Annotated in this window: 21 protein-coding genes; 15 read left to right on the top strand and 6 right to left on the bottom strand. The window is 46.0% G+C overall.

Annotated features, from left to right (window positions below):
* Positions 1–49: 49 nt before the first annotated feature.
* The 15 genes from lepA (at position 50) to rlmB (ending at position 15,386) form a co-directional block, all read left to right on the top strand.
* The gene (gene lepA, locus F5971_RS05400; RefSeq protein ID WP_036509262.1) at positions 50–1,849 is read left to right on the top strand and encodes a translation elongation factor 4; all 1,800 of its coding nucleotides are present in this window, start codon (positions 50–52) and stop codon (positions 1,847–1,849) included.
* A 7-nt stretch (positions 1,850–1,856) separates the two neighbouring features.
* Positions 1,857–2,669: a signal peptidase I gene (gene lepB, locus F5971_RS05395; protein WP_036509265.1), complete on the top strand. Its 813-nt coding sequence runs from the start codon at positions 1,857–1,859 to the stop codon at positions 2,667–2,669.
* Between the two features lie 11 nt (positions 2,670–2,680).
* Complete coding sequence (locus tag F5971_RS05390; RefSeq protein WP_036509267.1) at positions 2,681–3,061, top strand: DUF4845 domain-containing protein; 381 nt, start codon at positions 2,681–2,683, stop codon at positions 3,059–3,061.
* A complete protein-coding gene (rnc, locus tag F5971_RS05385; protein ID WP_036509269.1) occupies positions 3,058–3,744 on the top strand; it encodes a ribonuclease III in 687 nt (228 codons plus the stop codon). The genes F5971_RS05390 and rnc overlap by 4 nt, the downstream gene beginning before the upstream one ends.
* Positions 3,741–4,640 (top strand): GTPase Era, encoded by a 900-nt coding sequence (gene era / locus F5971_RS05380; protein ID WP_036509272.1) that lies wholly within the window; start codon positions 3,741–3,743, stop codon positions 4,638–4,640. The genes rnc and era overlap by 4 nt, the downstream gene beginning before the upstream one ends.
* Positions 4,640–5,329 carry a DNA repair protein RecO gene (gene recO / locus F5971_RS05375; protein ID WP_036509275.1) on the top strand — a complete coding sequence of 230 codons (690 nt, stop codon included), beginning with the start codon at positions 4,640–4,642 and terminating at the stop codon, positions 5,327–5,329. The genes era and recO overlap by 1 nt, the downstream gene beginning before the upstream one ends.
* Positions 5,326–6,081 (top strand): pyridoxine 5'-phosphate synthase, encoded by a 756-nt coding sequence (gene pdxJ, locus F5971_RS05370; RefSeq protein ID WP_036509279.1) that lies wholly within the window; start codon positions 5,326–5,328, stop codon positions 6,079–6,081. The genes recO and pdxJ overlap by 4 nt, the downstream gene beginning before the upstream one ends.
* A gap of 9 nt (positions 6,082–6,090) precedes the next feature.
* Entirely contained in the window at positions 6,091–6,465 is a 375-nt protein-coding gene (locus F5971_RS05365; RefSeq protein WP_036509282.1) for a holo-ACP synthase, read from the top strand.
* 81 nt (positions 6,466–6,546) lie between these two features.
* Complete coding sequence (cysM, locus tag F5971_RS05360) at positions 6,547–7,449, top strand: cysteine synthase CysM (RefSeq protein WP_036509284.1); 903 nt, start codon at positions 6,547–6,549, stop codon at positions 7,447–7,449.
* Between the two features lie 26 nt (positions 7,450–7,475).
* Positions 7,476–9,740 carry a GTP diphosphokinase gene (gene relA / locus F5971_RS05355; protein ID WP_036509287.1) on the top strand — a complete coding sequence of 755 codons (2,265 nt, stop codon included), beginning with the start codon at positions 7,476–7,478 and terminating at the stop codon, positions 9,738–9,740.
* Entirely contained in the window at positions 9,741–10,559 is an 819-nt protein-coding gene (gene mazG / locus F5971_RS05350; protein WP_036509289.1) for a nucleoside triphosphate pyrophosphohydrolase, read from the top strand. It begins immediately after the preceding gene.
* A complete protein-coding gene (ppc, locus tag F5971_RS05345) occupies positions 10,552–13,167 on the top strand; it encodes a phosphoenolpyruvate carboxylase (RefSeq protein ID WP_036509291.1) in 2,616 nt (871 codons plus the stop codon). Before mazG ends, ppc begins: the two co-directional genes overlap by 8 nt.
* A 122-nt stretch (positions 13,168–13,289) precedes the next feature.
* The gene (gene adk, locus F5971_RS05340) at positions 13,290–13,946 is read left to right on the top strand and encodes an adenylate kinase (protein ID WP_036509293.1); all 657 of its coding nucleotides are present in this window, start codon (positions 13,290–13,292) and stop codon (positions 13,944–13,946) included.
* A 119-nt stretch (positions 13,947–14,065) separates the two neighbouring features.
* Positions 14,066–14,227: an oxidoreductase-like domain-containing protein gene (locus tag F5971_RS05335; RefSeq protein ID WP_193364995.1), complete on the top strand. Its 162-nt coding sequence runs from the start codon at positions 14,066–14,068 to the stop codon at positions 14,225–14,227.
* A 421-nt stretch (positions 14,228–14,648) separates the two neighbouring features.
* Positions 14,649–15,386: a 23S rRNA (guanosine(2251)-2'-O)-methyltransferase RlmB gene (gene rlmB / locus F5971_RS05330; RefSeq protein ID WP_036509295.1), complete on the top strand. Its 738-nt coding sequence runs from the start codon at positions 14,649–14,651 to the stop codon at positions 15,384–15,386.
* A 53-nt stretch (positions 15,387–15,439) separates the two neighbouring features.
* On the opposite strand, the gene F5971_RS05325 is transcribed toward rlmB, so the two are convergent.
* The 6 genes from F5971_RS05325 to F5971_RS05300 form a co-directional block, all read right to left on the bottom strand.
* Positions 15,440–16,627, bottom strand: coding sequence for an acetate/propionate family kinase (locus tag F5971_RS05325; RefSeq protein ID WP_036509296.1), 1,188 nt, complete (start codon positions 16,625–16,627; stop codon positions 15,440–15,442).
* A gap of 4 nt (positions 16,628–16,631) precedes the next feature.
* A complete protein-coding gene (locus F5971_RS05320; RefSeq protein WP_036509297.1) occupies positions 16,632–17,594 on the bottom strand; it encodes a bifunctional enoyl-CoA hydratase/phosphate acetyltransferase in 963 nt (320 codons plus the stop codon).
* A gap of 83 nt (positions 17,595–17,677) precedes the next feature.
* Positions 17,678–18,046, bottom strand: coding sequence for a histidine triad nucleotide-binding protein (locus F5971_RS05315; RefSeq protein WP_036509298.1), 369 nt, complete (start codon positions 18,044–18,046; stop codon positions 17,678–17,680).
* Between the two features lie 40 nt (positions 18,047–18,086).
* A complete protein-coding gene (locus F5971_RS05310) occupies positions 18,087–19,616 on the bottom strand; it encodes a SpoVR family protein (RefSeq protein WP_193494345.1) in 1,530 nt (509 codons plus the stop codon).
* A complete protein-coding gene (locus F5971_RS05305) occupies positions 19,613–20,899 on the bottom strand; it encodes a YeaH/YhbH family protein (RefSeq protein ID WP_036509299.1) in 1,287 nt (428 codons plus the stop codon). The genes F5971_RS05310 and F5971_RS05305 overlap by 4 nt, the downstream gene beginning before the upstream one ends.
* 44 nt (positions 20,900–20,943) lie before the next feature.
* Positions 20,944–22,866, bottom strand: coding sequence for a PrkA family serine protein kinase (locus F5971_RS05300; RefSeq protein ID WP_193494344.1), 1,923 nt, complete (start codon positions 22,864–22,866; stop codon positions 20,944–20,946).
* Positions 22,867–23,082 lie beyond the last annotated feature (216 nt).

Raw genomic sequence — 23,082 nt, 5'->3', positions numbered from 1 at the left:
TATTGTTGGGTGAAAAAACCCAGTACCAAACTGACTCGAGACATGCATTGTGAGTAACCTGGACCATATCCGTAATTTTTCAATCATTGCCCACATCGATCATGGCAAATCAACGCTCGCAGACCGCTTTATTCAGGTCTGTGGTGGTTTGTCTGCTCGCGAGATGGAAGCTCAAGTTCTTGACTCTATGGACATAGAGCGTGAGCGTGGCATTACTATTAAAGCTCAAAGCGTTACTCTTAACTACACTGCGAAAGATGGAGTAACCTACCAGTTAAACTTCATCGATACACCGGGGCATGTTGACTTCTCATATGAGGTTTCGCGTTCTTTAGCGGCGTGCGAGGGTGCATTGTTGGTTGTTGATGCAGCTCAAGGAGTGGAGGCCCAATCCGTTGCCAACTGTTACACGGCCATTGAGCAAGGTTTAGAAGTTGTTCCGATTTTAAACAAAATGGATTTGCCTCAAGCAGAACCGGATCGCGTTAAAATTGAAATTGAAGAAGTGATCGGCATTGATGCAACGCATGCAATCCCCTGTTCGGCAAAGAGTGGTATGGGGGTTGAGGACGTTCTAGAGGAGCTCATTCGTGTCATTCCACCGCCTGTCGGTGATCTGGACAAGCCGCTACAAGCCTTGATCATTGACTCCTGGTTTGATAATTACTTAGGCGTTGTATCCTTAGTTCGTGTTAAAAATGGGCGCTTGCGTAAAAAAGATAAGATATTGGTTAAGTCGACAGGACAGACGTACTTGGTCGATTCGGTCGGTGTATTTACCCCTAAACGTCTAGTGACGGATGAGTTGAAAGCGGGTGAAGTTGGATTTATCGTTGCAGGGATTAAAGATATTCACGGCGCACCAGTCGGTGATACCTTAACACTTTCAAAAACACCTGATGTAGATATTTTACCTGGTTTCAAACGAGTGCAGCCACAGGTGTATGCTGGACTGTTTCCAACCAGTTCGGATGATTACGAAGATTTCCGTGAAGCACTTGATAAGTTAACCTTAAACGATGCCTCTTTGTTCTTTGAGCCTGAAACCTCAGATGCTTTAGGGTTTGGTTTTCGCTGCGGTTTCCTAGGTATGCTTCATATGGAAATCATACAAGAGCGTCTTGAACGTGAGTATGATCTTGATCTTGTCACCACAGCCCCAACCGTTATTTATGAGTTGGAGCTGAATAATGGTGAGGTTATTCAAATCGACAGCCCCTCGAAACTGCCTGATCCAGGCTCAGTTAAAGAAATGAGAGAGCCGATTGTCCTTGCAAACATTCTTGTACCTCAGGATTATCTTGGTCAAGTCATAGGTCTTTGCGTTGACAAACGAGGCATTCAAAAAAATATGCAGTTTGTTGGGAATCAAGTTCAGTTGAGTTATGAGTTACCCATGGCTGAGGTTGTTCTGGATTTCTTCGACCGTTTGAAGTCTGTGAGTCGTGGTTACGCATCGCTCGAATATAACTTTATTCGTTTTGAAGCAGCCAAGCTGGTTCGATTGGATGTGTTAATTAACGGTGATAAGGTGGATGCTCTAGCCGTTATTTTGCATAAGGACAATGCACTTTATCGTGGGCGTATGCTCTGTGAAAAAATGAAAGACCTGATTCCCAGACAAATGTTTGATGTGGCCATTCAGGCAGCGATAGGTGGGAAAATCATCTCACGCACGACCGTCAAAGCCTTACGTAAAAATGTATTGGCGAAGTGTTACGGTGGTGACGTAAGTCGTAAAAAGAAATTACTTTCTAAACAGAAAGAAGGTAAAAAGCGAATGAAACAGGTTGGCCGAGTTGAAATACCTCAAGATGCCTTCCTTGCCGTATTAAAAGTAGATAGCTGAGGCCTTCATGGATTTTGACTTCTCCCTCATTTTGGTAATTCTGACATTTCTAACAGGCGTGATTTGGCTGGTGGACTTATTGTTCTTTGCACCTAAACGCAAGGAATCCTTACGTTTAGCTAAAGCAGAGCATGGGGGAGAGCTACCTGAAGCGGTTGCAACTAAGCTAAAGCAGCCGCCGGGTTGGGCGGATTTCTCAGTGTCAATTTTCCCAGTGTTGGCAATTGTCTTAGTGCTTAGATCGTTTTTGTTTGAGCCTTTCCAAATACCGTCTGGTTCAATGTTGCCTACGTTACAGATAGGTGACTTTATTGTTGTTAACAAATTTCATTATGGCTTGCGGTTACCTGTGACGAATACACGCTTTTTAAGTGTAAATGATCCTAAGAGAGGTGATGTTGCAGTTTTTCGCTATCCAGAACAGCCCAGTATCAATTATATTAAGCGTGTTATAGGTGTGCCTGGTGATTTGGTGACCTATCACAATAAGACCTTCTACATTAATGGAGAAGTGGTGCCTCAGGAGTTGGTGGCTAGAATACCCCCAGGAAACCCTGAAACTCTCTTAATCAAGGAGTCGCTTGATGGAACCACGTTTCAGATACAGCATGATTTGGGTCGGCACTTTGGTAGCGCCCAATGGCAAGTACCTGAAGGGCATTACTTTTTTGTAGGTGATAACCGTGATAACAGTAATGACAGTCGTTATTGGGGGTTTGTCTCCGAGGATTTGTTAGTGGGTAAAGCCGTTGCAGTTTGGATGCATTGGGATAATTTTTTCAGTCTTCCAGACTTCAGCATTGTCCGGAAAATCAAATAGGGATTTATTAGATGAAACAACATCCTAGATCAGCGCAACGCGGTGCTACTTTTTTTGGCGTTCTTTCCGTTGTTATCGTGGCGGGAATATTCCTAACAATCGCTTTTAAACTCTTTACTCCTTACTGGGATCACAAAACCTTGGTTAGTGTGGTTAAGTCGGCCAGTGAGGACCCAGAAGAGCTACGTCGTCCTGTGAGCCAGATTCGTTCAAACTTAGAGCGTCGGTTTGTGATAAACCAAGTGTCTCTGGCCTCTCCCGAGGCACTGACCATCGTTGATGAAAGTGGCATGATAAAATTTACCTTAGATTACGAAGTTAGAGTTCCTATGTTTGCAAATGTGGATGCGGTTGTGAAATTTGAAGAATACTTTGAAGGCAGAAAGCCTTGAAAAAGCCTGTTTCTGAGCTGGCCCGGCGTTTAGGGCATGTGTATGAAGATGAGTCGTTACTAGAGTTAGCGTTAACACATAGAAGTTGCGGTAAGCGTAACAATGAGCGTCTTGAGTTTTTAGGCGACTCAATCTTGAACTTTATCATTGCGGCTGACTTGTTTGATCGCTTTCCTTCGGCTAAAGAAGGTCAGCTCAGTCGTTTAAGAGCCGCGATGGTTAAGGGTGAGACGCTGGCGGAAATTGCCAGAGAGCTTGATCTTGGACAGTATCTACGCCTTGGGTCTGGAGAACTAAAAAGTGGAGGTTTTCGTCGAGATTCTATTCTCGCCGATACAGTAGAAGCAATCATCGGTGCTATCTACATGGATGCTGGTTTGGAAACAGCACGATTCTATGTGCTTAAGTGGTTTGAAAAGCGTTTAGTTGAGCTGGATTTGGATGGTTCTATAAAAGACTCAAAAACACGTTTGCAAGAGTTTTTGCAATCGCGTCGTTTAGACCTTCCCGATTATGATCTCATACATGTTGAAGGTGAGGCTCATTCGCAAACATTTTATATACAGTGCAAGGTGGCGTTATTAAACGAACCAACGGAGGGTAGTGGTAGCAGTCGTCGTCAGGCCGAACAAGAGGCGGCAAAAGCGGCTTTACAATTGTTAAAACAGGAATCCTCTTCATGAGTGAAATTACACGCTGTGGCTTTGTGGCAATAATTGGGCGTCCTAATGTCGGTAAGTCCACTTTGCTCAATCATATACTCGGCCAGAAAATCAGTATTACCTCCCGCAAGCCGCAAACCACTCGTCACCAGATTTTAGGCATTAAGACGGAAGAGAACGATCAGATTGTTTATGTTGACACACCAGGTTTGCATAACGATGAAAAGGGTAAAGCACTTAACCGCTTTATGAATAAAACGGCGTCTGACGCCTTGCGTTTTGTTGACGTTATCGTCTTTCTAGTGGATAGAACGCGTTGGACCGATGAAGATGAAATCGTGTTACAAAAGCTTGAGTATACTCAATGTCCAGTAATTCTTGCTGTCAATAAAATTGATCAGTTGAAAGACAAGGGTGAACTTTTGCCGCAACTAGAGCAGCTTTCGGTAAAGTATCCGTTTGCGGCTATTATGCCTTTGTCGGCTAAGCAAGGGCACAATGTTGATGCATTAGAGAAAAAGGTGATGGAGTTTTTACCTGAAGGGCCACATCACTATCCTGAAGATCAAATTACAGATCGCAGTTCACGCTTTATTGTCTCGGAAATCGTGCGTGAAAAGCTCATGAGAAATCTAGGTGAAGAAGTCCCTTATGGCGTGACGGTTGAGATTGAAGAGTTTACACACACGGGTACATTGTTGACGATTAGTGCCTTAATATTGGTCGAACGAGAAGGTCAAAAACGCATTGTAATCGGTGATAAAGGCGCTGTCTTGAAAAACATTGGCCGAGATGCGCGCTTGGATGTCGAAAAAATGTTCGAGTGTAAAGTCATGCTCAACCTTTGGGTTAAGGTTCGTCGTGGCTGGTCAGATGATGAAAGAGCGTTGAAAAGTTTGGGCTACAGGCACGAGTGATGCAGCATAGGGTGGAGCAGGCGGCTGCCTATGTCTTGCATACCCGGCCTTACAGAGAAACCAGTTTGTTGGTGGATCTTTTTTCATTAGAGTATGGCCGCTTAAGTTTGGTGGCAAATGGTGCGCGTCGTCCAAGCTCTAAGCGACGGCATCATTTGCAACCCTTTCAGGCCATTCAAGTGAGTTGGCGCGGTCGTCATGAGTTGAAAACCTTACAATCGTCGGAAGTTCCAAGTGTCTTTATGCCGTTAACGGGCACGGCCTTGCTATGCGGTTTGTATGTTAATGAATTACTGCAGCGCTTATTGCCTCCGGCAGAGCCCTGTCCGCGCTTGTATCTGTACTACACCTACTTACTCAATGAACTACAGCATCAGCAAGATATTGAAGGTGCACTTAGGACTTTTGAGCGTCAACTCTTAGAAACAATAGGGTATGGGATAGCGTTTGATGCCATTCAGGCGGATATCAGTTATACATTTGACCCTCATATTGGTTTCACACCCGTCGCGAATGCTCTTGGGCCTTATCTAGGAGCACATCTTTTGGAAATCGCGGAGGATCGATATGAAAACCTCATTGTTCGTCGGATTGCAAAGCGACTGATGCGAGAAGCCTTATCCCTTGTGTTAGGTGATAAGCCATTAAAAAGTAGAGAGTTATTTTTAAATTATGGGAGGTCGGCATGATCGATCCAGCGCGTATACTACTCGGTGTTAATATTGACCACATCGCAACTCTGCGTCAGGCAAGAGGGACCCGTTATCCAGATCCTGTTCATGCAGCCCTTTTGGCTGAAGAAGCAGGTGCCGACGGAATTACAGTTCATTTACGTGAAGATCGTCGTCATATCCAAGAGCGTGATATTCGTATTTTATCCGAAGTCTTGCAAACACGTATGAACCTTGAGATGGCTATCGCACCTGAAATGCGCGAGTTCGCTAAAGTGATTAAACCTGCACACATTTGTTTAGTTCCCGAAAAACGTGAGGAGCTGACAACTGAGGGTGGGCTAGATGTTGTAAAATATTTCATGGAAGTGTCAGAGTACTGTGACGATCTAGGTGGAATGGGAAGTGAAGTGTCCCTGTTTATCGATCCGGATAAGGCGCAAATTGATGCTGCATTAGCCTGTAAAGCGCCTGCGATTGAGCTGCATACTGGTGCTTATGCAGATGCACACACCATCGAACAACAACGTTTGGAGTTAGATCGCATCGTGCAAGCGGCGCAGTACGCCCATGATAAAGGTTTGATCGTCAATGCGGGTCATGGTTTGCATTATCATAATGTTGAGCCTATTGCAGAAATCAGTTGCTTAAATGAACTGAATATCGGCCATGCGCTTATCGCTCATGCTATGTTTGTCGGCCTTAAAGCCGCTGTAATTGAAATGAAAGCACTGATGATTGGTGCACGTTTAGGAAATCGTCGTGCGTGAGTGTGTTTTATGATTCTTGGAACAGGAATCGATATTGCTCAGATTGATCGAATTGAAGCTGCGCTCTCCAGAACTAAAGGCCTGGCAGAGCGTATACTGACACCCGTGGAGTTGGAGGGATTTCAGCGCGACTCAAATCCTCATCGATACCTAGCGAAGCGCTTTGCTGCTAAAGAGGCTGCGGTCAAAGCGCTAGGTACGGGCATAGGTCAAGGGGTTGGTTGGCATCATTTTGAAATTGTAAAGGATGCGTATGGCAAGCCGGGCTTGGAAGTGAGCCAAGGTGCTAAGCGGTTGGCTGATGAAAAAGGCATAAAGTTCTGGCACTTATCCTATACGGATGAAAAGCAGTACGTTGTCGCTATGGTCATAGCAGAAGGTTGAGGTTTCAGTAGGCAGTGGTTAATATGCCTTCAATATTTTGGGATAGCTTAGCGGTTATTCCTCTGAAGTAGGGTTTAATTGATGACACAGATAACGTATCCCACCATTGCCGAATGCGTTGGCAACACGCCATTGGTTCGCCTTCAGCGTATTCAAGTCCCCAACAATAACACCCTCCTCTGTAAATTAGAGGGCAATAATCCAGCAGGGTCTGTTAAAGATCGCCCCGCGTTGAGTATGATCAACCTTGCTGAATCTAGGGGAGATATTCTACCGGGCGATGTGTTGATTGAAGCGACATCGGGCAACACAGGTATCGCATTAGCGATGGCTGCGGCGATCAAGGGCTATCGCTTAAAGTTAATTATGCCAGCCAATATGAGCAGTGAGCGTAAAGCCGCAATGACGGCCTACGGCGCTGAGCTAATTGAAGTCAGTAAAGAAGAAGGCATGGAGCGTGCGCGTGATTTAGCACTTGAAATGCAGGCGGCAGGCGAAGGGAAAGTCTTAGATCAGTTCTCGAATCTTGATAATCCTCAGGCTCACTATGTAACAACAGGGCCTGAAATATGGCAGCAGACACACGGCCAGATTACCCATTTTGTCAGCTCAATGGGGACAACAGGGACGATTATGGGTGTGTCTCGATATCTAAAAGAACAAAACTCTGCTGTGCAGATCGTCGGTTTACAACCAGCAGAAGGGGCATCGATCCCTGGTATTCGTCGCTGGCCGACGGAATATCTCCCGAAAATATTTGAAAAAACACGCGTCGACCTGATATTGGATATCGCTCAGTCTGAAGCTGAGCAAATGATGAGACGCATCGCTCGCGAAGAAGGTATTTTTGCAGGCGTCTCGTCAGGCGGTTCCGTTGCGGGTGCAATGAAACTTGCTGAGCAAGTTGAGAATGCGACCATTGTATGCATCATTTGTGATCGCGGTGATCGTTACTTATCGACCGGCGTATTTGATTCCCACTAAGGAAACGACTAGGGAGTAGTACTTTTATGGTTAAAGTACGTGAAGAACATCCCATCAAGGAAGATGGAACTGTTGATTTAGATCTTTGGATATTACGGCTGCAAAAGCAGGTTGAAATACCCGATCCTATGTTCGTTCGCCAAGCATGTGAGCGTGTTAAAGAAGCGCGCGATGCAGTGGCCGGTGATGACGACATGTGGTCGGAAAACAGTAAGGACGCATACCTCACGGGCTTAGAAATGGCCCAGATCCTGGCAGAGCTTCAGCAGGATCAAGAAAGCCTCATCGCTGCGATTCTCTATCGTGCGGTTCGTGAACAAAAAATCCCTATAGCGGACGTTCGCAAAGAATTTGGGCAAACGATTGCAAGTTTGATTCAGGGTGTTTTACAAATGGCGGCTATCGGCAGCCGCAAAAATCCACGCCTTGAGTCTAACGTATTAGGTGATTCAGAAGGTCAAGTCGACAACCTTCGTAAAATGCTGGTGGCGATGATTGATGATGTGCGTGTAGCACTGATCAAGATTGCCGAACGAACCTGCGCGATACGCGGTGTGAAAGATGGAAGTCGAAAAAAACGCTATCTAGTTGCCCGAGAAGTTTTTGATATTTACGCTCCATTGGCTCACCGCTTAGGAATAGGGCACATTAAGTGGGAGCTAGAAGACTTATCTTTTCGCTATCTAAAGCCTAATGATTACAAACATATTGCTCGTCTTCTAGATGAAAAACGTCTGGATAGACAACTCTTCATCAATGAAGTAGTTGAGATGTTGCGCAGTCGCTTGTCTGATGCGCACATTGCTGGTCAGGTTCAGGGCCGAGCCAAGCATATTTACAGTATCTGGCGCAAAATGCAGCGCAAGAATATTGAGTTTAATCAGGTGTATGATGTGCGTGCGGTGCGTGTACTCGTCCCAGAAGTGAGAGACTGTTATACCGTTTTAGGGATCGTTCATGGACTTTGGCGTAATATTCCCCATGAATTTGATGATTATATAGCCTCACCTAAATCTAATGGTTACCGCTCGCTTCATACGGCTGTTTTTGGACCTGAAGGAAAAGTCTTAGAAATTCAAATACGTACATTTGAAATGCATGATGAAGCTGAGTTAGGCGTCTGTGCGCATCATCTGTATAAAGGCACAGATACACGTGCCCGTCGAGATGGCTACGAAGAGAAAATCTCTTGGTTACGTCAAGTGCTGGAGTGGCATGATGACCTTGGCGAAAGCGAAGGTCTGCAAGATATTTTACGTGGCGATGTGACCCAAGACCGTGTGTATGTCTTCACACCGGATGGTCATGTCATCGATATGCCGTCAGGCTCGACCCCTGTTGATTTTGCCTACAGAGTTCACACCCAAGTCGGGCATCGTTGTCGTGGCGCCAAAGTCAATGGCCGCATAGTACAGCTAAACCATTGCTTAAAAACGGGTGATCAAGTCGAAATTCTCACCAGTGCAGAAGAGAGACCTCGTCGTGATTGGTTAAATATCAACCTCGGCTTTGTCACCACATCAAGGGCGCGTGCAAAGGTTGCGCACTGGTTTAAGCTTCAGGCGAAAGAACAAAATGCTGAGGCCGGTCGTGAAATGGTTGAGCGCGAACTGCGTCGCTTGGCTTTGGATATTAATCAACACGACCTGAAAAAAATTGCAGTGGCTGTAAACTTCAAGGCAACAGAGGATATGTTTGCGGCCTTAGGTGCGGGCGATTTGCGTCTGGCGCAAATTATTCATGAAGCCCAGCGACAGTTTGAGCCCCGTCCAGATGAGCCAGCCGAAATTGTATCCAACTATCGCCATGCGAGTGATTCGCGCTCTGGTAAAGGTGATATCCGTATTCAAGGGGTTGGTAATTTACTGACGGTGATTGCAAGTTGCTGTAAACCGGTGCCAGGCGATCCGATTGTTGGCTTTATAACTCAAGGACGCGGTGTATCAATCCATCATGAAAATTGCAGTAATTTATTGGCTTTGCGTGAAAATGAGCCGCGTCGCATCGTAACGGTTGAGTGGGATGAAGCAGGAGAAACCACTTATCCTGTTGATATTCTGATTGAAGCCTATGATCGATCAGGCCTGTTGCGGGATGTTATGATGATTCTGGCCAATGAAAAACTGAATATATTGGCCGCTAACACCTTAACAGACAAAAACAGCAATATCGCGCGTCTGTCCATGACGGTTGAAATATCGAGACTGGAGATGCTTGGGCGTTTAATGGATAAGCTGAATCAGCTTCCTAACGTCATTGATGTCCATCGAGAGCGTGATAGGGGGAAATAAATGTCCTACTCTGTGAAGGATCTTTTGCACTTAATGACCCGCCTTCGGGATCCTGAAAGTGGATGCCCGTGGGATCGTGAGCAGACCTACTCATCCTTAGTGAAGTACACGCTTGAGGAGGTCTATGAAGTTGTTGATACTCTAGAGCGCGAAGATTGGCCTCACTTACAGGATGAGCTGGGTGACTTGCTCTTTCAAATTGTGTTTTATGCAGAAATAGCAAAAGAATCATCACATTTTCAATTTGAGGACATTATTCATCAACTCGTTGAAAAGTTAATTCGACGTCACCCCCATGTCTTTCCAGATGGACAACTCTATTCATCAGGTTTGCCTGTAGAGGCTATGACACAAGAAGACGTCCGTGCGTCATGGGAAGAGATTAAGCAGAAAGAGCGTGCGGCTAAGTCGAGAAAAGGCATATTAGACGAGATTCCTTTAGCCTTACCCGCTTTGCCTCGAGCCGTAAAACTGCAAAAGCGGGCTGCCAATGTGGGCTTCGATTGGACGGATATAGCCCCTGTTTTCGATAAGATTGAAGAAGAGCTTGCTGAGCTGAAAGAAGCGATTGCATCGGGTAACCATGCTGCTATTCTGGATGAAATGGGCGATTTACTGTTTGCGCAGGTGAATTTATCGCGTCATCTGAACGTCGATCCCGAGACGGCTTTACGGAGCACGAATCGGAAGTTTGAACGACGTTTTCGATTTGTTGAAACACAGGTTGAGCAGGGCCAAGGTGATTGGCATCACTATACCTTATCGGAGCTTGACCACTTTTGGAATCAAGCTAAGCAAGGAGAATCCCCAAATGAGTGATCTGCATGAAGCATTACGAGACGATGTTCGAATGCTGGGTGAGAGCCTAGGTAAAACGATTGAGGCAGAGCTAGGTTCTGAGTTTTTGCAAAAAATTGAACATATACGTCAATTGGCTAAAGAAGGCAGAGGTGCCGAGCGCCCTGAGCATCAAGAGCTTCTGTCAGCCATTGGCGAACTCGAAAAGGATGAAGTGCTTCCAGTGGCACGTGCGTTCACTCAGTTTTTGAATTTAGCCAATATTGCTGAGGAACATCACCGTGTTCGGCGCCACTTAGATGCACTAGAGCAGGATGTTCCTGATGACTTTGAGACGCTCATTGAGGAGCTTATCAGCAAGGGCTTCTCACCGGAGACGATTCGAGACAGTCTGTGCTCAATGAATGTTGAGCTGGTATTAACGGCTCACCCCACTGAAGTGAACCGACGCACGTTAATTCAAAAGTACGATGGCGTGCTCGATTGCCTAAGACGCTTGGATAGAGGCGAGCCTGTCCAAGAGCATTTAGATCAGCTTATTGCTCAGATTTGGCATACCGATGAAATCCGAAAACAACGGCCAACTCCTGTCGACGAAGCAAAATGGGGATTTGCTGTCATCGAAAATTCCCTATGGACAGCAATTCCGGCTTTTTATAAACGACTTGATCGTCAATTGCAGGCTAAAACAGGTCAAGGGCTCCCGTTGACCACATCGCCTGTTGTCTTTTGCTCTTGGATGGGTGGCGATAGAGACGGTAATCCAAATGTTACGGCTCGTGTCACAAAGCAAGTCTTGAGCTTATCTCAGTGGATGGCGGCTGACCTGTATACGCGTGACGTGGATCAACTGCGTGCCGAGCTCTCGATGTTTCGTGCGAATTCCGAGTTATTGGCCATCACGGGTGATGTGGCTGAACCCTATCGTGCGATACTGGGCGATCTTAGGGCAAAGCTGTGTGCAACACGCGATGCGATCAATGATCGTCTTAAGGGACGAGTGCCCTCAGATCATCCGTGTATTGAGTCGACTGAGCAATTGTTGGAGCCCTTATTAATTTGCCACCGATCTTTATGTGAGTGTGGCATGGAGAAAATTGCGGCAGGTTCTCTAGAAGACATTATTCGGCGTGTAGCCTGTTTTGGTTTAAGCTTAGTGAAGCTTGATATCCGCCAGAATGCAGATCGACATACCGCTGTATTGGATGAACTCACGCAATTTTATGATCGTGGTACTTACTCACAATGGTGTGAAGCTGAGCGACAAGCTTTTTTGGTTCAGGAGCTGTCATCGAAACGTCCATTAATTCCTAGAGCCTGGCAGCCTTCCGAGGAGGTTGCGGAGGTTCTGAATACCTGCCGGGTGGCGGCATCAGCGGTGCCATCTTCATTGGGGTCTTATGTGATCTCTATGGCGAGTTCACCATCGGATGTATTGGCTGTCATTCTATTGTTGCAAGAACATGGCATGGCTTGGAATATACCCGTTGTTCCCTTATTTGAGACCCTATCGGATCTGGATGGGGGGCCTGATTGTATCGATGCACTGTTAAATATTCCATGGTATAAAGCCTATACAGAGGGGCATCAAGAAGTCATGATTGGCTATTCTGATTCCTCTAAAGACGCAGGCCAACTTGCCGCCGCTTGGGGACAGTATCGAGCGCAAAAATCATTGACGGATGTTTGTCGTAAACACAGTGTGCATCTGACGTTGTTCCATGGCCGTGGAGGTACTGTAGGTCGTGGCGGTGGTCCTAGTCACACGGCAATATTGTCACAACCTCCCGGCTCAGTCGCAGGGACTCTAAGAGTCACTGAGCAAGGAGAGATGATTCGCTTTAAATTCGGAATTCCCGAAATTGCTATGCGAAATCTAGAGTTATACACAGGCGCTGTTTTGAAGGCGACACTTGCGCCAGTGAGTCATGCAAAACCTGAATGGAGTGAGCTGCTAGACGCCTTAGCGGATGACGGTCTGAAAAGCTATCGAGCGGTGGTTAGAGAGGACTCATTATTTGTACCTTACTTTCGATCAACAACGCCGGAGCAAGAGCTGGCAAAATTACCTCTAGGCTCGCGTCCTGCAAAGCGCAGAGCCGATGGTGGAGTCGAGAGCTTACGAGCCATTCCATGGATTTTTGCATGGACTCAGATACGCTTGATGCTACCCGCATGGTTAGGTTCTGATGTCGCATTGCAACGCGCCGTGGATGACGGAAAATTAGAGCAGTTGCAGCAGTTGTATATGAATTGGCCTTTTTTCCGTTCAAACATCGATTTATTAGAGATGGTTCTCGCCAAAAGCGACACCTATATTGCTGCCTACTATGAAAAACGCTTAACATCCGAAGATCTTGGTGTATTGGGGGCGAGTCTACGTGATCGGCTTAAAGCCATGCACGCTGTGGTTAAACAGGTGAAAGGGTTGTCGATGAGCGAACGCTTGTTATCAACAAACCCCGTGATTCGACAGTCAATTGATGTTCGAAATCCCTATTTAGATCCGTTGCATTTTTTGCAGGCTGAGCTTTTGTATCGAGATCGAAATCAGCCGGATGAGCGTCTTGAGCAGGCACTTATGGTGACGATGGCCGGGATCTCAGCCGGAATGCGTAATACTGGCTAGTTCTAACGTCGAATTGTGAGTGGCTTAACTGAGCGTTACCCTCGGATACTATTTTATTAATGCCTTGGCAGCATGTGTGCCTAGGACAAACAGAATTACATATAATCAGGAGATAACGTTTAATGCGAATTATTCTGCTTGGCGCGCCCGGCGCGGGTAAAGGTACACAAGCTCAATACATAACGGAGAAGTTTGGTATACCTCAAATATCAACCGGTGACATGCTACGTGCCGCGGTAAAGGCAGGAACTCCTTTGGGTGTCGAGGCAAAAAAAGTTATGGATGCTGGTGGATTGGTGTCTGATGAAATTATCATTGGGCTGGTTAAAGAGCGGATTACGGAGGCGGATTGCGCTAAAGGCTTTTTGTTCGACGGCTTTCCTCGCACAATTCCACAAGCGGATGCGTTGAAAACGGCGGGTGTGAAGATAGATGCCGTTGTTGAGATTGATGTTGACGATGCTGAAATCATCAAGCGTATGAGTGGGCGCCGAGTGCATCCAGGTTCCGGCCGTACTTATCACGTCATTTTCAACCCACCAAAAGTTGAAGGTAAAGATGATGTGACGGGAGAGGATCTGGTTCAGCGCGCGGATGATCAGGAAGAAACCGTTCGTCAACGCTTAAACGTATACCATGATCAGACAAAACCCCTGATTGATTACTACAAAGGCTGGTCAGAGCAAGAAGCTGATTCAGCGCCGAGTTATGTTTATGTTGCGGGCGTCGGAAGTGTTGAAGATATTCGCGATAAGGTATTCTCTGCCTTAGGCGTTTAATTGAATTGATTTAAGCCTAGCAAAATCTTCGTGAACCCCAGTGAGCTTTTATTGAGTTAACTGGGGTTTTTATTTTTGCTAAACTTCTGTTATGAATCTTTGCCAATGGAGGAATGTGTATGAACTTGAATGATTTAGAAGACGAACCACAACCACCTGGCAATGATGAGTGTTGTGGTGGTGGGTCCTGTTGTCCTTGCGTTTGGGATTATTACTATGAGCAACGTCGCTTGTGGAAAGAGCAGCAGGCTTCTCGTCAAACCAAGACCTTGGATGACTGAGCGTCTATTTTTTTTTGGTGAAAATGTAACAAGCGTTTGCTATTTTGTGCGGTATCACCCGTCAACAGCGCTAAGGTTATGCACAGTATTTCTGTATAAGGCTGTGAATAACGCAAGGAAATCTGTGTAGTAACCCCCTCTAAAGCCCATGAACACTGGGGTTGAGGAAGTTGTACTTTTATTAGTCACTTGATGCTCATTTGTTGAATATCCACATCATCATACAAATACTTTTTCGAAAACCTGTATAAATGATAGCCTATGTCAACGATCACTTGCGGCATGATTGTTGTACACTTATTGTCAGTGAGCGTATGGGTAGACAAGTCGATACTCAAGCAAAGAAACACAACTCTGGACTGTGTGACGAGCGAGTGAAACTGCTAGAATAGAGTTTTATTTATCGACAGTGGAAAACAACATGTCATTTGAGCGAGTTTTTGGTCTTCATGCAATTACAACTCTACTAGAGAGAGATCCAGGTCGAATCAAAGTATTGTTTGTGCAAGAGGGGCGAGAGGATGCACGCATTTCACCTTTGTTAGAAATGGCAATTGCTCAAGGCATTTCAATTCAGAAAACAGCGCGTAAGCGTTTAGATGATATGGTGGAAGGCAGTCACCAAGGAGTGATTGCAGAATGTAAGCCTATCCAGACCTATGATGAGTCCTATTTAACGGCCCTGTTGGCGAAAGCCCCGACGAACCCACTCTTTTTGATTTTAGATGGGGTGACCGATCCGCACAATTTAGGTGCGTGCTTGCGAACGGCGGAAGCGGCGGGCGTTTTAGCGGTCATTGCCCCACGTGATAAATCAGCGCCTCTGAATGCGACAGTGAGTAAGGTTGCGTGTGGAGCAGCCGAAATTGTTCCGTATATTCAAGTGACCAATTTGGCTCGTACTCTGCAGTCATTGCAACAGGCTGGTGTGTGGATTACTGGAACGGCAGGGGAGGCTGAGCAAACGCTATTTGAGGCTGATTTAAAAGGACCGATGGCGCTTGTGATGGGCGCAGAAGGAAAAGGGATGCGGCGCTTGACCCGAGAGCATTGTGACCAGTTAATTAAAATCCCTATGCTGGGTAGCTTAACCAGCTTAAACGTCTCGGTTGCAACGGGAGTGTGTCTGTTTGAGGTTCTGCGTCAGCGTCGTCAGTAAGATGATGAATGAGTCGTCGGTGCCATTCGGCACTCGACGACTCAGAAAATGGTTTAAGAATGAACTTGATCGTGAGTGTGCATCGCGATCATCATTTCCTCATCGGTTGGGATTACGCGGACTTGAATGGCTGATTCGGGTGTACTGATCAAGTGCTCTTGATCTGTGTTGGCCGCGTGATTCAATTGAACACCCAGCCAAGCGCATCGCTTGATGACCCTCGCACGTACATCGGCATCGTTTTCGCCAACACCACCTGTGAACACCAGCTGCTCGAGTCCCCCAAGTGACGCGGTCAAGCGGCCAACTTCTTCTGCTATGCGTAAACAGAATAAATCGATCGCCCGTTCTGCATCTGGATGCTGTGCTTTGTGTAACTCGAGCATTTCGGAGCTAATGCCACCCGAAACACCGTACCAACCACTTTCTTTGTATAAGAGGGCTTCGATGGCATCAAGATCCATTTGATACTCGCGCATCAAATAGAGTAAAACACCGGGGTCGATGCTACCGCAACGACTGCCCATCGGCAGACCCTCAACAGCGGTAAAGCCCATGCTTGAGGCAACGGATTTCTCTTGATCGATTGCGCACATGCTGGCGCCAGCACCAAGATGACAGACAATGGTTTTGAGTTTGCTAGAGTTGGAGTTGCGCAATTGTCTAACGATGTATTCGTACGACAAACCATGGAAACCATACTTCATAACACCTGCTTCACTGAGGTGTTTAGGAATGGCGTACAGGCGCTCGAGAGGATCCTGGTGCGCATGAAACATGGTGTCGAAACAACCAACAGCAGGGAGCTCAGGTAACAGGTTTTGCATGGCCCGCAACAGCATCAGATTATAAGGCTGATGTAAGGGCGCTAAAGGAACAAAGGTATCGAGTGTTTCTAAAGCGTCAGCGTCCACTTTAATGGGTTGGCTAAAGCGATTTCCACCGTGCACAATACGATGACCCGATGCAATGAGTTGATGATCTGGAAATTCGGATTTGAACCAACCTAAGACAAAATCCAGTGCCGCTTGATGACGCGCATTGCGTGCAAAGGATTGGAAGTCGAGGGTTTGGTTATCCAGCAGCTTTCCTTCCGAGGTGCTTGCACTAAAGCGGACACCCTCACCGAGAAGATTGCCAAATTTGACAATGCACAGGTTTTTTAAGCCAGTAGCTTCGACGTGATAGAGGCCGCATTTGAGACTGGATGAGCCACCATTAACGGTTAACAATGTCCGCATAGCCTTAGCTTCCTTTCGGTGGATGGTAAACCATGTGCGATGCCATGGCGCAGGAGGCAAGACGTCCGAGGGTTCCCTCAGCTCGGCTTGTTAAGATAATAGGAACTTTAGCCCCTACGGCAAGGCCAGCAGATTTTGCACCGGCTAAGTAGATCAGCTGTTTCGCAATCATGTTGGCAGATTCTAAATCGGGCGCCAGTAAAATATCGGCTTCTCCAGACACGGGGGAGTCAATATGTTTATCGATTGCCGCTTGCAATGAAATGGCATTATCAAAGGCAAGTGGGCCATCTAAAATGGCACCTGTAATCTGGCCTCTATCGGCCATTTTGCATAAGGCAGCCGCATCAATGGTGCTTCGCATGCCGGGTTTTACTTTTTCGACAGCCGCCAGAATAGCCACTTTCGGCTGTACAATGCCAAGTGAATGGCAAAAGTGTATGGCGTTTTGAATAATGTCGCGTTTGGTAATGAGATCAGGTGTCACATTTATCGCGGCATCGGTGATGATCAGTGGTTTATGATAGTTAGGAACATCAAATACCCATACATGGCTCAAGCGGCGATCCGTGCGTATGCCGGTTTGCTTGTCTAAAATCGCAGCTAAGAGTTCAGATGTACCTAAGCTACCTTTCATCAGTGCTACGGCTTCAGCGGAGCGTACCAGTCCACAAGCACGCTCAGCAGCTTCATGGCTGTGTTCCGTGCTCACTATTTCATAAGAAGAGAGGTCGATCTCTTCTTTCTCGGCAGCGGCTCTGATTTTGTGTTCAGGGCCTACGAGTAAAGGTTCGATAAGTCCCTGTTCAGCGGCCTCAATCGCGCCCAGTAAGCTGTTGCGGTCAACGGGATGAACCACCGCCGTGCGAATAGGCGTAGCCTGTCTAGCTTGTTCAATAAAAAACTCTAATTGATCGTGAACGGGAGGCCGCTCTTTTTTTAGAGGGGCCAAGTTTAAATCAGACATAATCGTGCTCCTTGTTGAACTACTTTATATCATACTAACATTAGTATAATCATAAATGATGCAGCGCAACAAAAAGTTAATTATTAAATAGGATCAACCTTTAAGGTTGCTTGATAAGGGGGCCAACCCATGGGTTTACCACCTAGTAAATGTAAATGGATGTGATAAACCGTTTGCCCACCATGTGAGTTGCAATTAAAAACAGTACGGTACCCTGTTTCAGCAAACCCTTCTTGTTTGGCCAGTGTTGCAGCAACCCGATGCAGATGACCAACGACTTCACAGTCTTCGGGCGCAACGTCATTCAGTGTTGCTATATGCTTTTTAGGGATGATCAGGGCATGGAAAGGGGCTTGAGGGTTAATATCCTTGAAAGCCAATGCATATTCATCTTCATAAAGACGTTCGGCAGGGATTTCGTTGGCAATGATTTTACAAAACAAACAATCCATAAGGGCGCTCCAGTAAATGATGTAGGCGGGAGTATAGAGGTCATGGGCATATGACCTCAAGCAACTCAGCCGAAGGAGGACATTCGTAACGTTTGGTGACGGTCCCATCTGGCAAAATAGATTCCAAGCGGACATCAAATCCCCAAAGCCTATGAAGGTGTTTCAATACCTCCTTGCTCGAACTGCTAAGGGGTTGCTTATTATGCATATAGTGACGCAGAGTTAAGCTTCGATCCCCTCTGATGTTCACGTTGTACACTTGGATATTGGGTTCGCGGTTACCGAGGTTGTACTGGCCCGCGAGGGTTTCACGTATCCGTTGGTAGCCTGTTTCATTGTGAATTGCTTTTACCTTTAACACAGGTAAGCCAGCATCATCATGTATATTAAAGAGTTTCAAGTCACGAATGAGCTTTGGTGACAAGTATTGCTGTATAAAACTTTCATCCTTGAAGTTGCGCATGGCATAGTCCAAGGATGCTTGCCAGTCGCTGCCCGCCAGTTGCGGAAACCACTCTCGATCTTCATCGGTTGGATTCTCACAGATACGACGTATATCTTGCATCATGTGATAACCCAGCGTGTAGGGGTTGATGCCTGAAAAGTGGGGGTGGTCAAAGGGGGGTTGATAGATAACACTGGAATGAGAGTGCAAAAACTCCATCATAAAGCCATCATCGACTCTGCCCTCGTCGTAGAGCTGGTGCAATAGGGTATGATGCCAGAAACAAGCCCAGCCTTCATTCATGACTTGTGTCTGTTTTTGTGGATAAAAATACTGTGCGAGCTTTCGAACAATACGAATTAACTCACGCTGCCAAGACTCTAACAGAGGCGCATTTTTTTCAATGAAATAGAGGATGTTTTCTTCTGGCTCAACGGGGTAGCGTGCTTGTTGTGCATCCGCAGGCCCCTCTTTTTTAGGAATGGTGTTCCAGAGTTCATTCAGATGCTGTTGCATGTAGGCTTCACGCGAGCGTTGTCGCTCACGTTCCTCCGCCGCGGTCAGTGGACGAGGGCGCTTATATCGGTTAACGCCGTAGTTCATGAGCGCATGGCAAGAATCCAGAATCGCTTCCACTTCTTCAACGCCATGACGCTCCTCACATTCACGAATGTAGTTTTTCGCAAATAAAAGGTAGTCAATAATCGCGGAGGCATCGGTCCAGGTTCTAAATAAATAATTACCTTTAAAAAAAGAGTTGTGTCCGTAGCAGGCATGGGCGATCACAAGCGCTTGCATACACAGTGTATTTTCTTCCATGAGATAGGCAATACAGGGATCGGAGTTAATGACAATTTCATAGGCTAAGCCCATGCGACCGCGAGAATAGTTCTGCTCTGTCTCAACAAATTGTTTGCCAAATGACCAATGGTTATAGTTGAGCGGCATACCAATAGACGAGTAGGCATCCATCATTTGTTCGGATGTGATGATCTCGATCTGGTTGGGATAGGTGTCCAAACCAAAATCCTTGGCGATACGCGCCAACTCTCGGTCAAAGGCTTCGAGGAGTTCAAAGTTCCATTCAGAGCTGATAGATAATAGCTTTGGGGATGAAGTGCTCATGAGTTCACCTCTGTACGCTTTTCAAAGAGCTTTCTGAACACGGGATAGATATCGCCGGGTTGTGTAATTTGCTGCATAGCAAACTGTTCAGAAAACTGATCTTTAATGCCCTCATATTCATACCAAAGGTTTTGATGAGGCCCTGTTGTGATCTCGACATAGGCGAAATATTGAACTAGAGGCAGCAACTTTTCTCGTAAAAGATCGCCACATAAACTCGAGTCGCCATCCCAGTTGTCGCCATCGGATGCTTGTGCGACGTAGATATTCCATTCAGAGGGTGAGTAACGGCTCTTGATGATGTCTGCTGTAAGGCTGAGTGCACCTGAGACAATCGTTCCTCCAGTTTCGCGGGAGTAAAAAAACTCTTGTTCATCAACTTCTTTTGCCAACGTATGGTGACGAACAAAGACCAGTTCGATTTGTTTATAATTGCGCTGTAAAAAAAGGTAGAGCAGGATAAAAAAACGCTTTGCCATATCTTTAATGGATTGTGTCATCGAACCAGACACATCCATCACACAGATCATGACCGCTTTACTGGATGGGATTGGGAGCCTGACTAAGTTTTGATAGCGCAAATCAAAATCGTCAATAAAGGGTAATTTTTTGACGCTTTTTTCGAGTTCAAGCAAGGCTGCTCGCAGTGCCTGAAGTCGCTCGGTTGTGTCATCCGTTACCGCTTCTTTTTCCAATGCCCAAATTTCTTTTCTAAGGGCTCGAATATCATCTCGACGATTGCCAGATAGCGCAATTCTGCGGGCATAGGCCGCTTTAAGTGAACGGACAATGTGCAGTTTATCTGGTGATCCGTGTGACGAAAATCCCGCTCTTCGCGTCTCAAAGCTCGTGGCATCTTTGAGCTCTTTTCGAATTAAGTTGGGCAGTTCGAGATCTTCAAACATAAAGTCGAGGAATTCATCCTGACTAATATTGAAGGTGAACTCATCTTCGCCTTCTCCTTGATTACTGGCTTTTCCTTGTCCAGAGCCGCCGCCACCGCCTTGCTCTGGTCGTTTAAACTCATCCCCTTCAGCGAATTCTCGATTGCCGGGATAGACACGATCTGTGATACCTCCAGGACCATGATGAAAAATGGGCTCAGAGATATCCTTACGAGGAATGCTGACTTTGCCCCCTCGCTCTAGATCCGTAATCGAACGATCGTTAATCGCCTGATCGACAGCTTCTTTAATATGTTGCTTATAGCGGCGAAGAAACCTTTGTCGGTTCACCGTACTCTTTTTCTTGGCGTTTAGTCGTCGGTCGATAATATAGCTCATACAACCAGCTCCACCCGTTGCAGCTAGGCTGAACGGGTTTCCAATTACTGAGATTTACGTACACGAATGTACCATTCGGATAACAGTCTTACTTGTTTCTCGGTGTAACCACGTTGGATCATGCGTTTTACAAATTCACTGTGCTTTTTCTGATCATCTGAGGATGCTTTTGCGTTAAATGAGATAACAGGAAGCAGGTCTTCAGTATTGGCGAACATTTTTTTCTCAATCACAGAACGCATTTTTTCATAGCTATTCCATGTTGGATTCTTGCCGTTATTATTGGCACGCGCCCGCAACACAAAGTTGACAATTTCGTGGCGGAAATCTTTTGGGTTGCTGATGCCCGCAGGTTTTTCGATTTTTTCGAGCTCCTCATTGATACTTTGTCTATCAAGGATGTCTCCTGTTTCAGGATCACGGTACTCCTGATCTTGAATCCAGAAGTCGGCATAGGTGACATAACGATCAAAAATGTTTTGCCCGTACTCTGAGTAAGACTCTAGGTACGCGGTTTGAATTTCCTTCCCTAAGTACTCGATGTATTTAGGTGCTATGTACTCTTTTAAATAGCCTAAATATCGATCTTGAATCTCTGTTGGAAACTGTTGTTGTGCAATCTCTTTTTCAAGAACGTATAACAAATGCACAGGGTTTGCAGCTACTTCAACAGGGTCAAAGTTGAACACTTTAGAGAGAATTTTAAAGGCGAAGCGTGTCGAGAGACCGTCCATGCCTTCATTGACGCCAGCGGAGTCCTTATACTCTTGTAGGGATTTTGCTTTAGGGTCGGTGTCCTTTAGATTCTCACCATCGTAAATGCGCATTTTTGAGTAGATGCTTGAGTTTTCCGGTACTTTAAGACGCGATAGAACCGTAAACTGAGCCAGCATATTTAAGGTATCGGGTGCGCAGGGCGACGCTTTTAGTGAGCTGTTTTCAAGCAGTTTGGCGTAAATGTTGATTTCTTCAGTGACACGTGAGCAATAGGGCACCTTAACAATATACACACGATCAATGAAGGCTTCGTTGGTTTTGTTGTTTTTAAAGGTTTGCCATTCGGACTCATTTGAGTGAGCAAGAATAATGCCGTCAAATGGAATGGCTCCCATTCCTTCTGTGCTGTTGTAGTTTCCTTCTTGAGTGGCTGTTAATAATGGATGCAGCACCTTGATGGGTGCTTTAAACATTTCAACGAACTCCATAATTCCTTGGTTAGCACGACACAAGGCGCCTGAAAAACTATAGGCATCTGGGTCATGCTGTGGATACTCTTCTAGCTTACGAATGTCGACTTTACCGACCAAGCTGGAAATGTCTTGGTTGTTCTCATCGCCTGGCTCGGTTTTGGCCAATGCTATTTGATTCAGAATAGAAGGGTAAAGTTTGACCACTTTGAAGCGAGAAAGATCACCCCCATACTCATGAAGGCGTTTAACGGCCCAAGGTGACATAATGCCGCGTAAGTAGCGACGAGGGATTCCGAAGTCCTCTTCTAACAAAGTGGCATCTTCTTCGGGATTGAACAACCCTAGGGGCGATTCAAAAACCGGCGAGCCTTTGATGGCGTAAAAAGGGATTTTCTCCATTAAGTGCTTTAAGCGTTCGGCGAGAGAGGATTTGCCTCCACCGACAGGCCCAAGTAAGTACAAAATTTGTTTCTTCTCCTCTAGCCCCTGTGCGGCATGTCGGAAGTAGGAAACTATGTTTTCGATGGCATCTTCCATTCCATAAAATTCAGAAAAGGCTGGGTAGCGCTTGATGACTTTGTTGGAGAAAATGCGACTTAACCGAGGGTCTCTCGAGGTGTCAATGACTTCGGGTTCGCCGATGGCTTTTAACATGCGCTCAGCCGCATTGACGTAGGTAAGCGGGTCTTCTTTACAGAGGTTAAGGTACTCTTGCAGGGTCATTTCCTCCTGCAATACCGAGGTGTAGCGAGATTTGTAGTGTTCGAAAATACTCATTGATCACCTTCCTGTCGTAGCTGAAGAACTAGCACTTTACATAGAGGGGTATATAAAGTTTAGACTCATGGATATCAGGGCTGGTTCAAGTTCTTTTCTTGAATGTGTAATTAAGTGTAGCGTATTTCCTTAAGATCATTATTCAATTTATAGTTTATTTATAAAGATAAATACGAAGATAATCAATGAAGTGATCAAGGTCTTTTAGATTAGTAG

This window comes from Nitrincola alkalisediminis (assembly GCF_009821115.1).
Lineage (GTDB): Bacteria > Pseudomonadota > Gammaproteobacteria > Pseudomonadales > Balneatricaceae > Nitrincola > Nitrincola alkalisediminis.
The sequence above is the reverse complement of the archived record's forward strand: the minus strand, read 5'-3'. Positions and strand labels throughout refer to the sequence as shown.

What these genes read in the sequence shown, in the direction of transcription:
- F5971_RS05310 (WP_193494345.1), bottom strand. Translation starts at nt 19,616, where the DNA reads ATGAGCACTTCATCCCCAAAGCTATTATCTATCAGCTCTGAATGGAAC.
- rlmB (WP_036509295.1), top strand. Translation starts at nt 14,649, where the DNA reads ATGTCATTTGAGCGAGTTTTTGGTCTTCATGCAATTACAACTCTACTA.
- pdxJ (WP_036509279.1), top strand. Translation starts at nt 5,326, where the DNA reads ATGATCGATCCAGCGCGTATACTACTCGGTGTTAATATTGACCACATC.
- F5971_RS05390 (WP_036509267.1), top strand. Translation starts at nt 2,681, where the DNA reads ATGAAACAACATCCTAGATCAGCGCAACGCGGTGCTACTTTTTTTGGC.
- ppc (WP_036509291.1), top strand. Translation starts at nt 10,552, where the DNA reads ATGAGTGATCTGCATGAAGCATTACGAGACGATGTTCGAATGCTGGGT.
- cysM (WP_036509284.1), top strand. Translation starts at nt 6,547, where the DNA reads ATGACACAGATAACGTATCCCACCATTGCCGAATGCGTTGGCAACACG.
- relA (WP_036509287.1), top strand. Translation starts at nt 7,476, where the DNA reads ATGGTTAAAGTACGTGAAGAACATCCCATCAAGGAAGATGGAACTGTT.
- recO (WP_036509275.1), top strand. Translation starts at nt 4,640, where the DNA reads ATGCAGCATAGGGTGGAGCAGGCGGCTGCCTATGTCTTGCATACCCGG.
- mazG (WP_036509289.1), top strand. Translation starts at nt 9,741, where the DNA reads ATGTCCTACTCTGTGAAGGATCTTTTGCACTTAATGACCCGCCTTCGG.
- F5971_RS05325 (WP_036509296.1), bottom strand. Translation starts at nt 16,627, where the DNA reads ATGCGGACATTGTTAACCGTTAATGGTGGCTCATCCAGTCTCAAATGC.
- F5971_RS05300 (WP_193494344.1), bottom strand. Translation starts at nt 22,866, where the DNA reads ATGAGTATTTTCGAACACTACAAATCTCGCTACACCTCGGTATTGCAG.
- F5971_RS05315 (WP_036509298.1), bottom strand. Translation starts at nt 18,046, where the DNA reads ATGGATTGTTTGTTTTGTAAAATCATTGCCAACGAAATCCCTGCCGAA.
- era (WP_036509272.1), top strand. Translation starts at nt 3,741, where the DNA reads ATGAGTGAAATTACACGCTGTGGCTTTGTGGCAATAATTGGGCGTCCT.
- F5971_RS05320 (WP_036509297.1), bottom strand. Translation starts at nt 17,594, where the DNA reads ATGTCTGATTTAAACTTGGCCCCTCTAAAAAAAGAGCGGCCTCCCGTT.
- lepB (WP_036509265.1), top strand. Translation starts at nt 1,857, where the DNA reads ATGGATTTTGACTTCTCCCTCATTTTGGTAATTCTGACATTTCTAACA.
- F5971_RS05305 (WP_036509299.1), bottom strand. Translation starts at nt 20,899, where the DNA reads ATGAGCTATATTATCGACCGACGACTAAACGCCAAGAAAAAGAGTACG.
- F5971_RS05365 (WP_036509282.1), top strand. Translation starts at nt 6,091, where the DNA reads ATGATTCTTGGAACAGGAATCGATATTGCTCAGATTGATCGAATTGAA.
- adk (WP_036509293.1), top strand. Translation starts at nt 13,290, where the DNA reads ATGCGAATTATTCTGCTTGGCGCGCCCGGCGCGGGTAAAGGTACACAA.
- F5971_RS05335 (WP_193364995.1), top strand. Translation starts at nt 14,066, where the DNA reads ATGAACTTGAATGATTTAGAAGACGAACCACAACCACCTGGCAATGAT.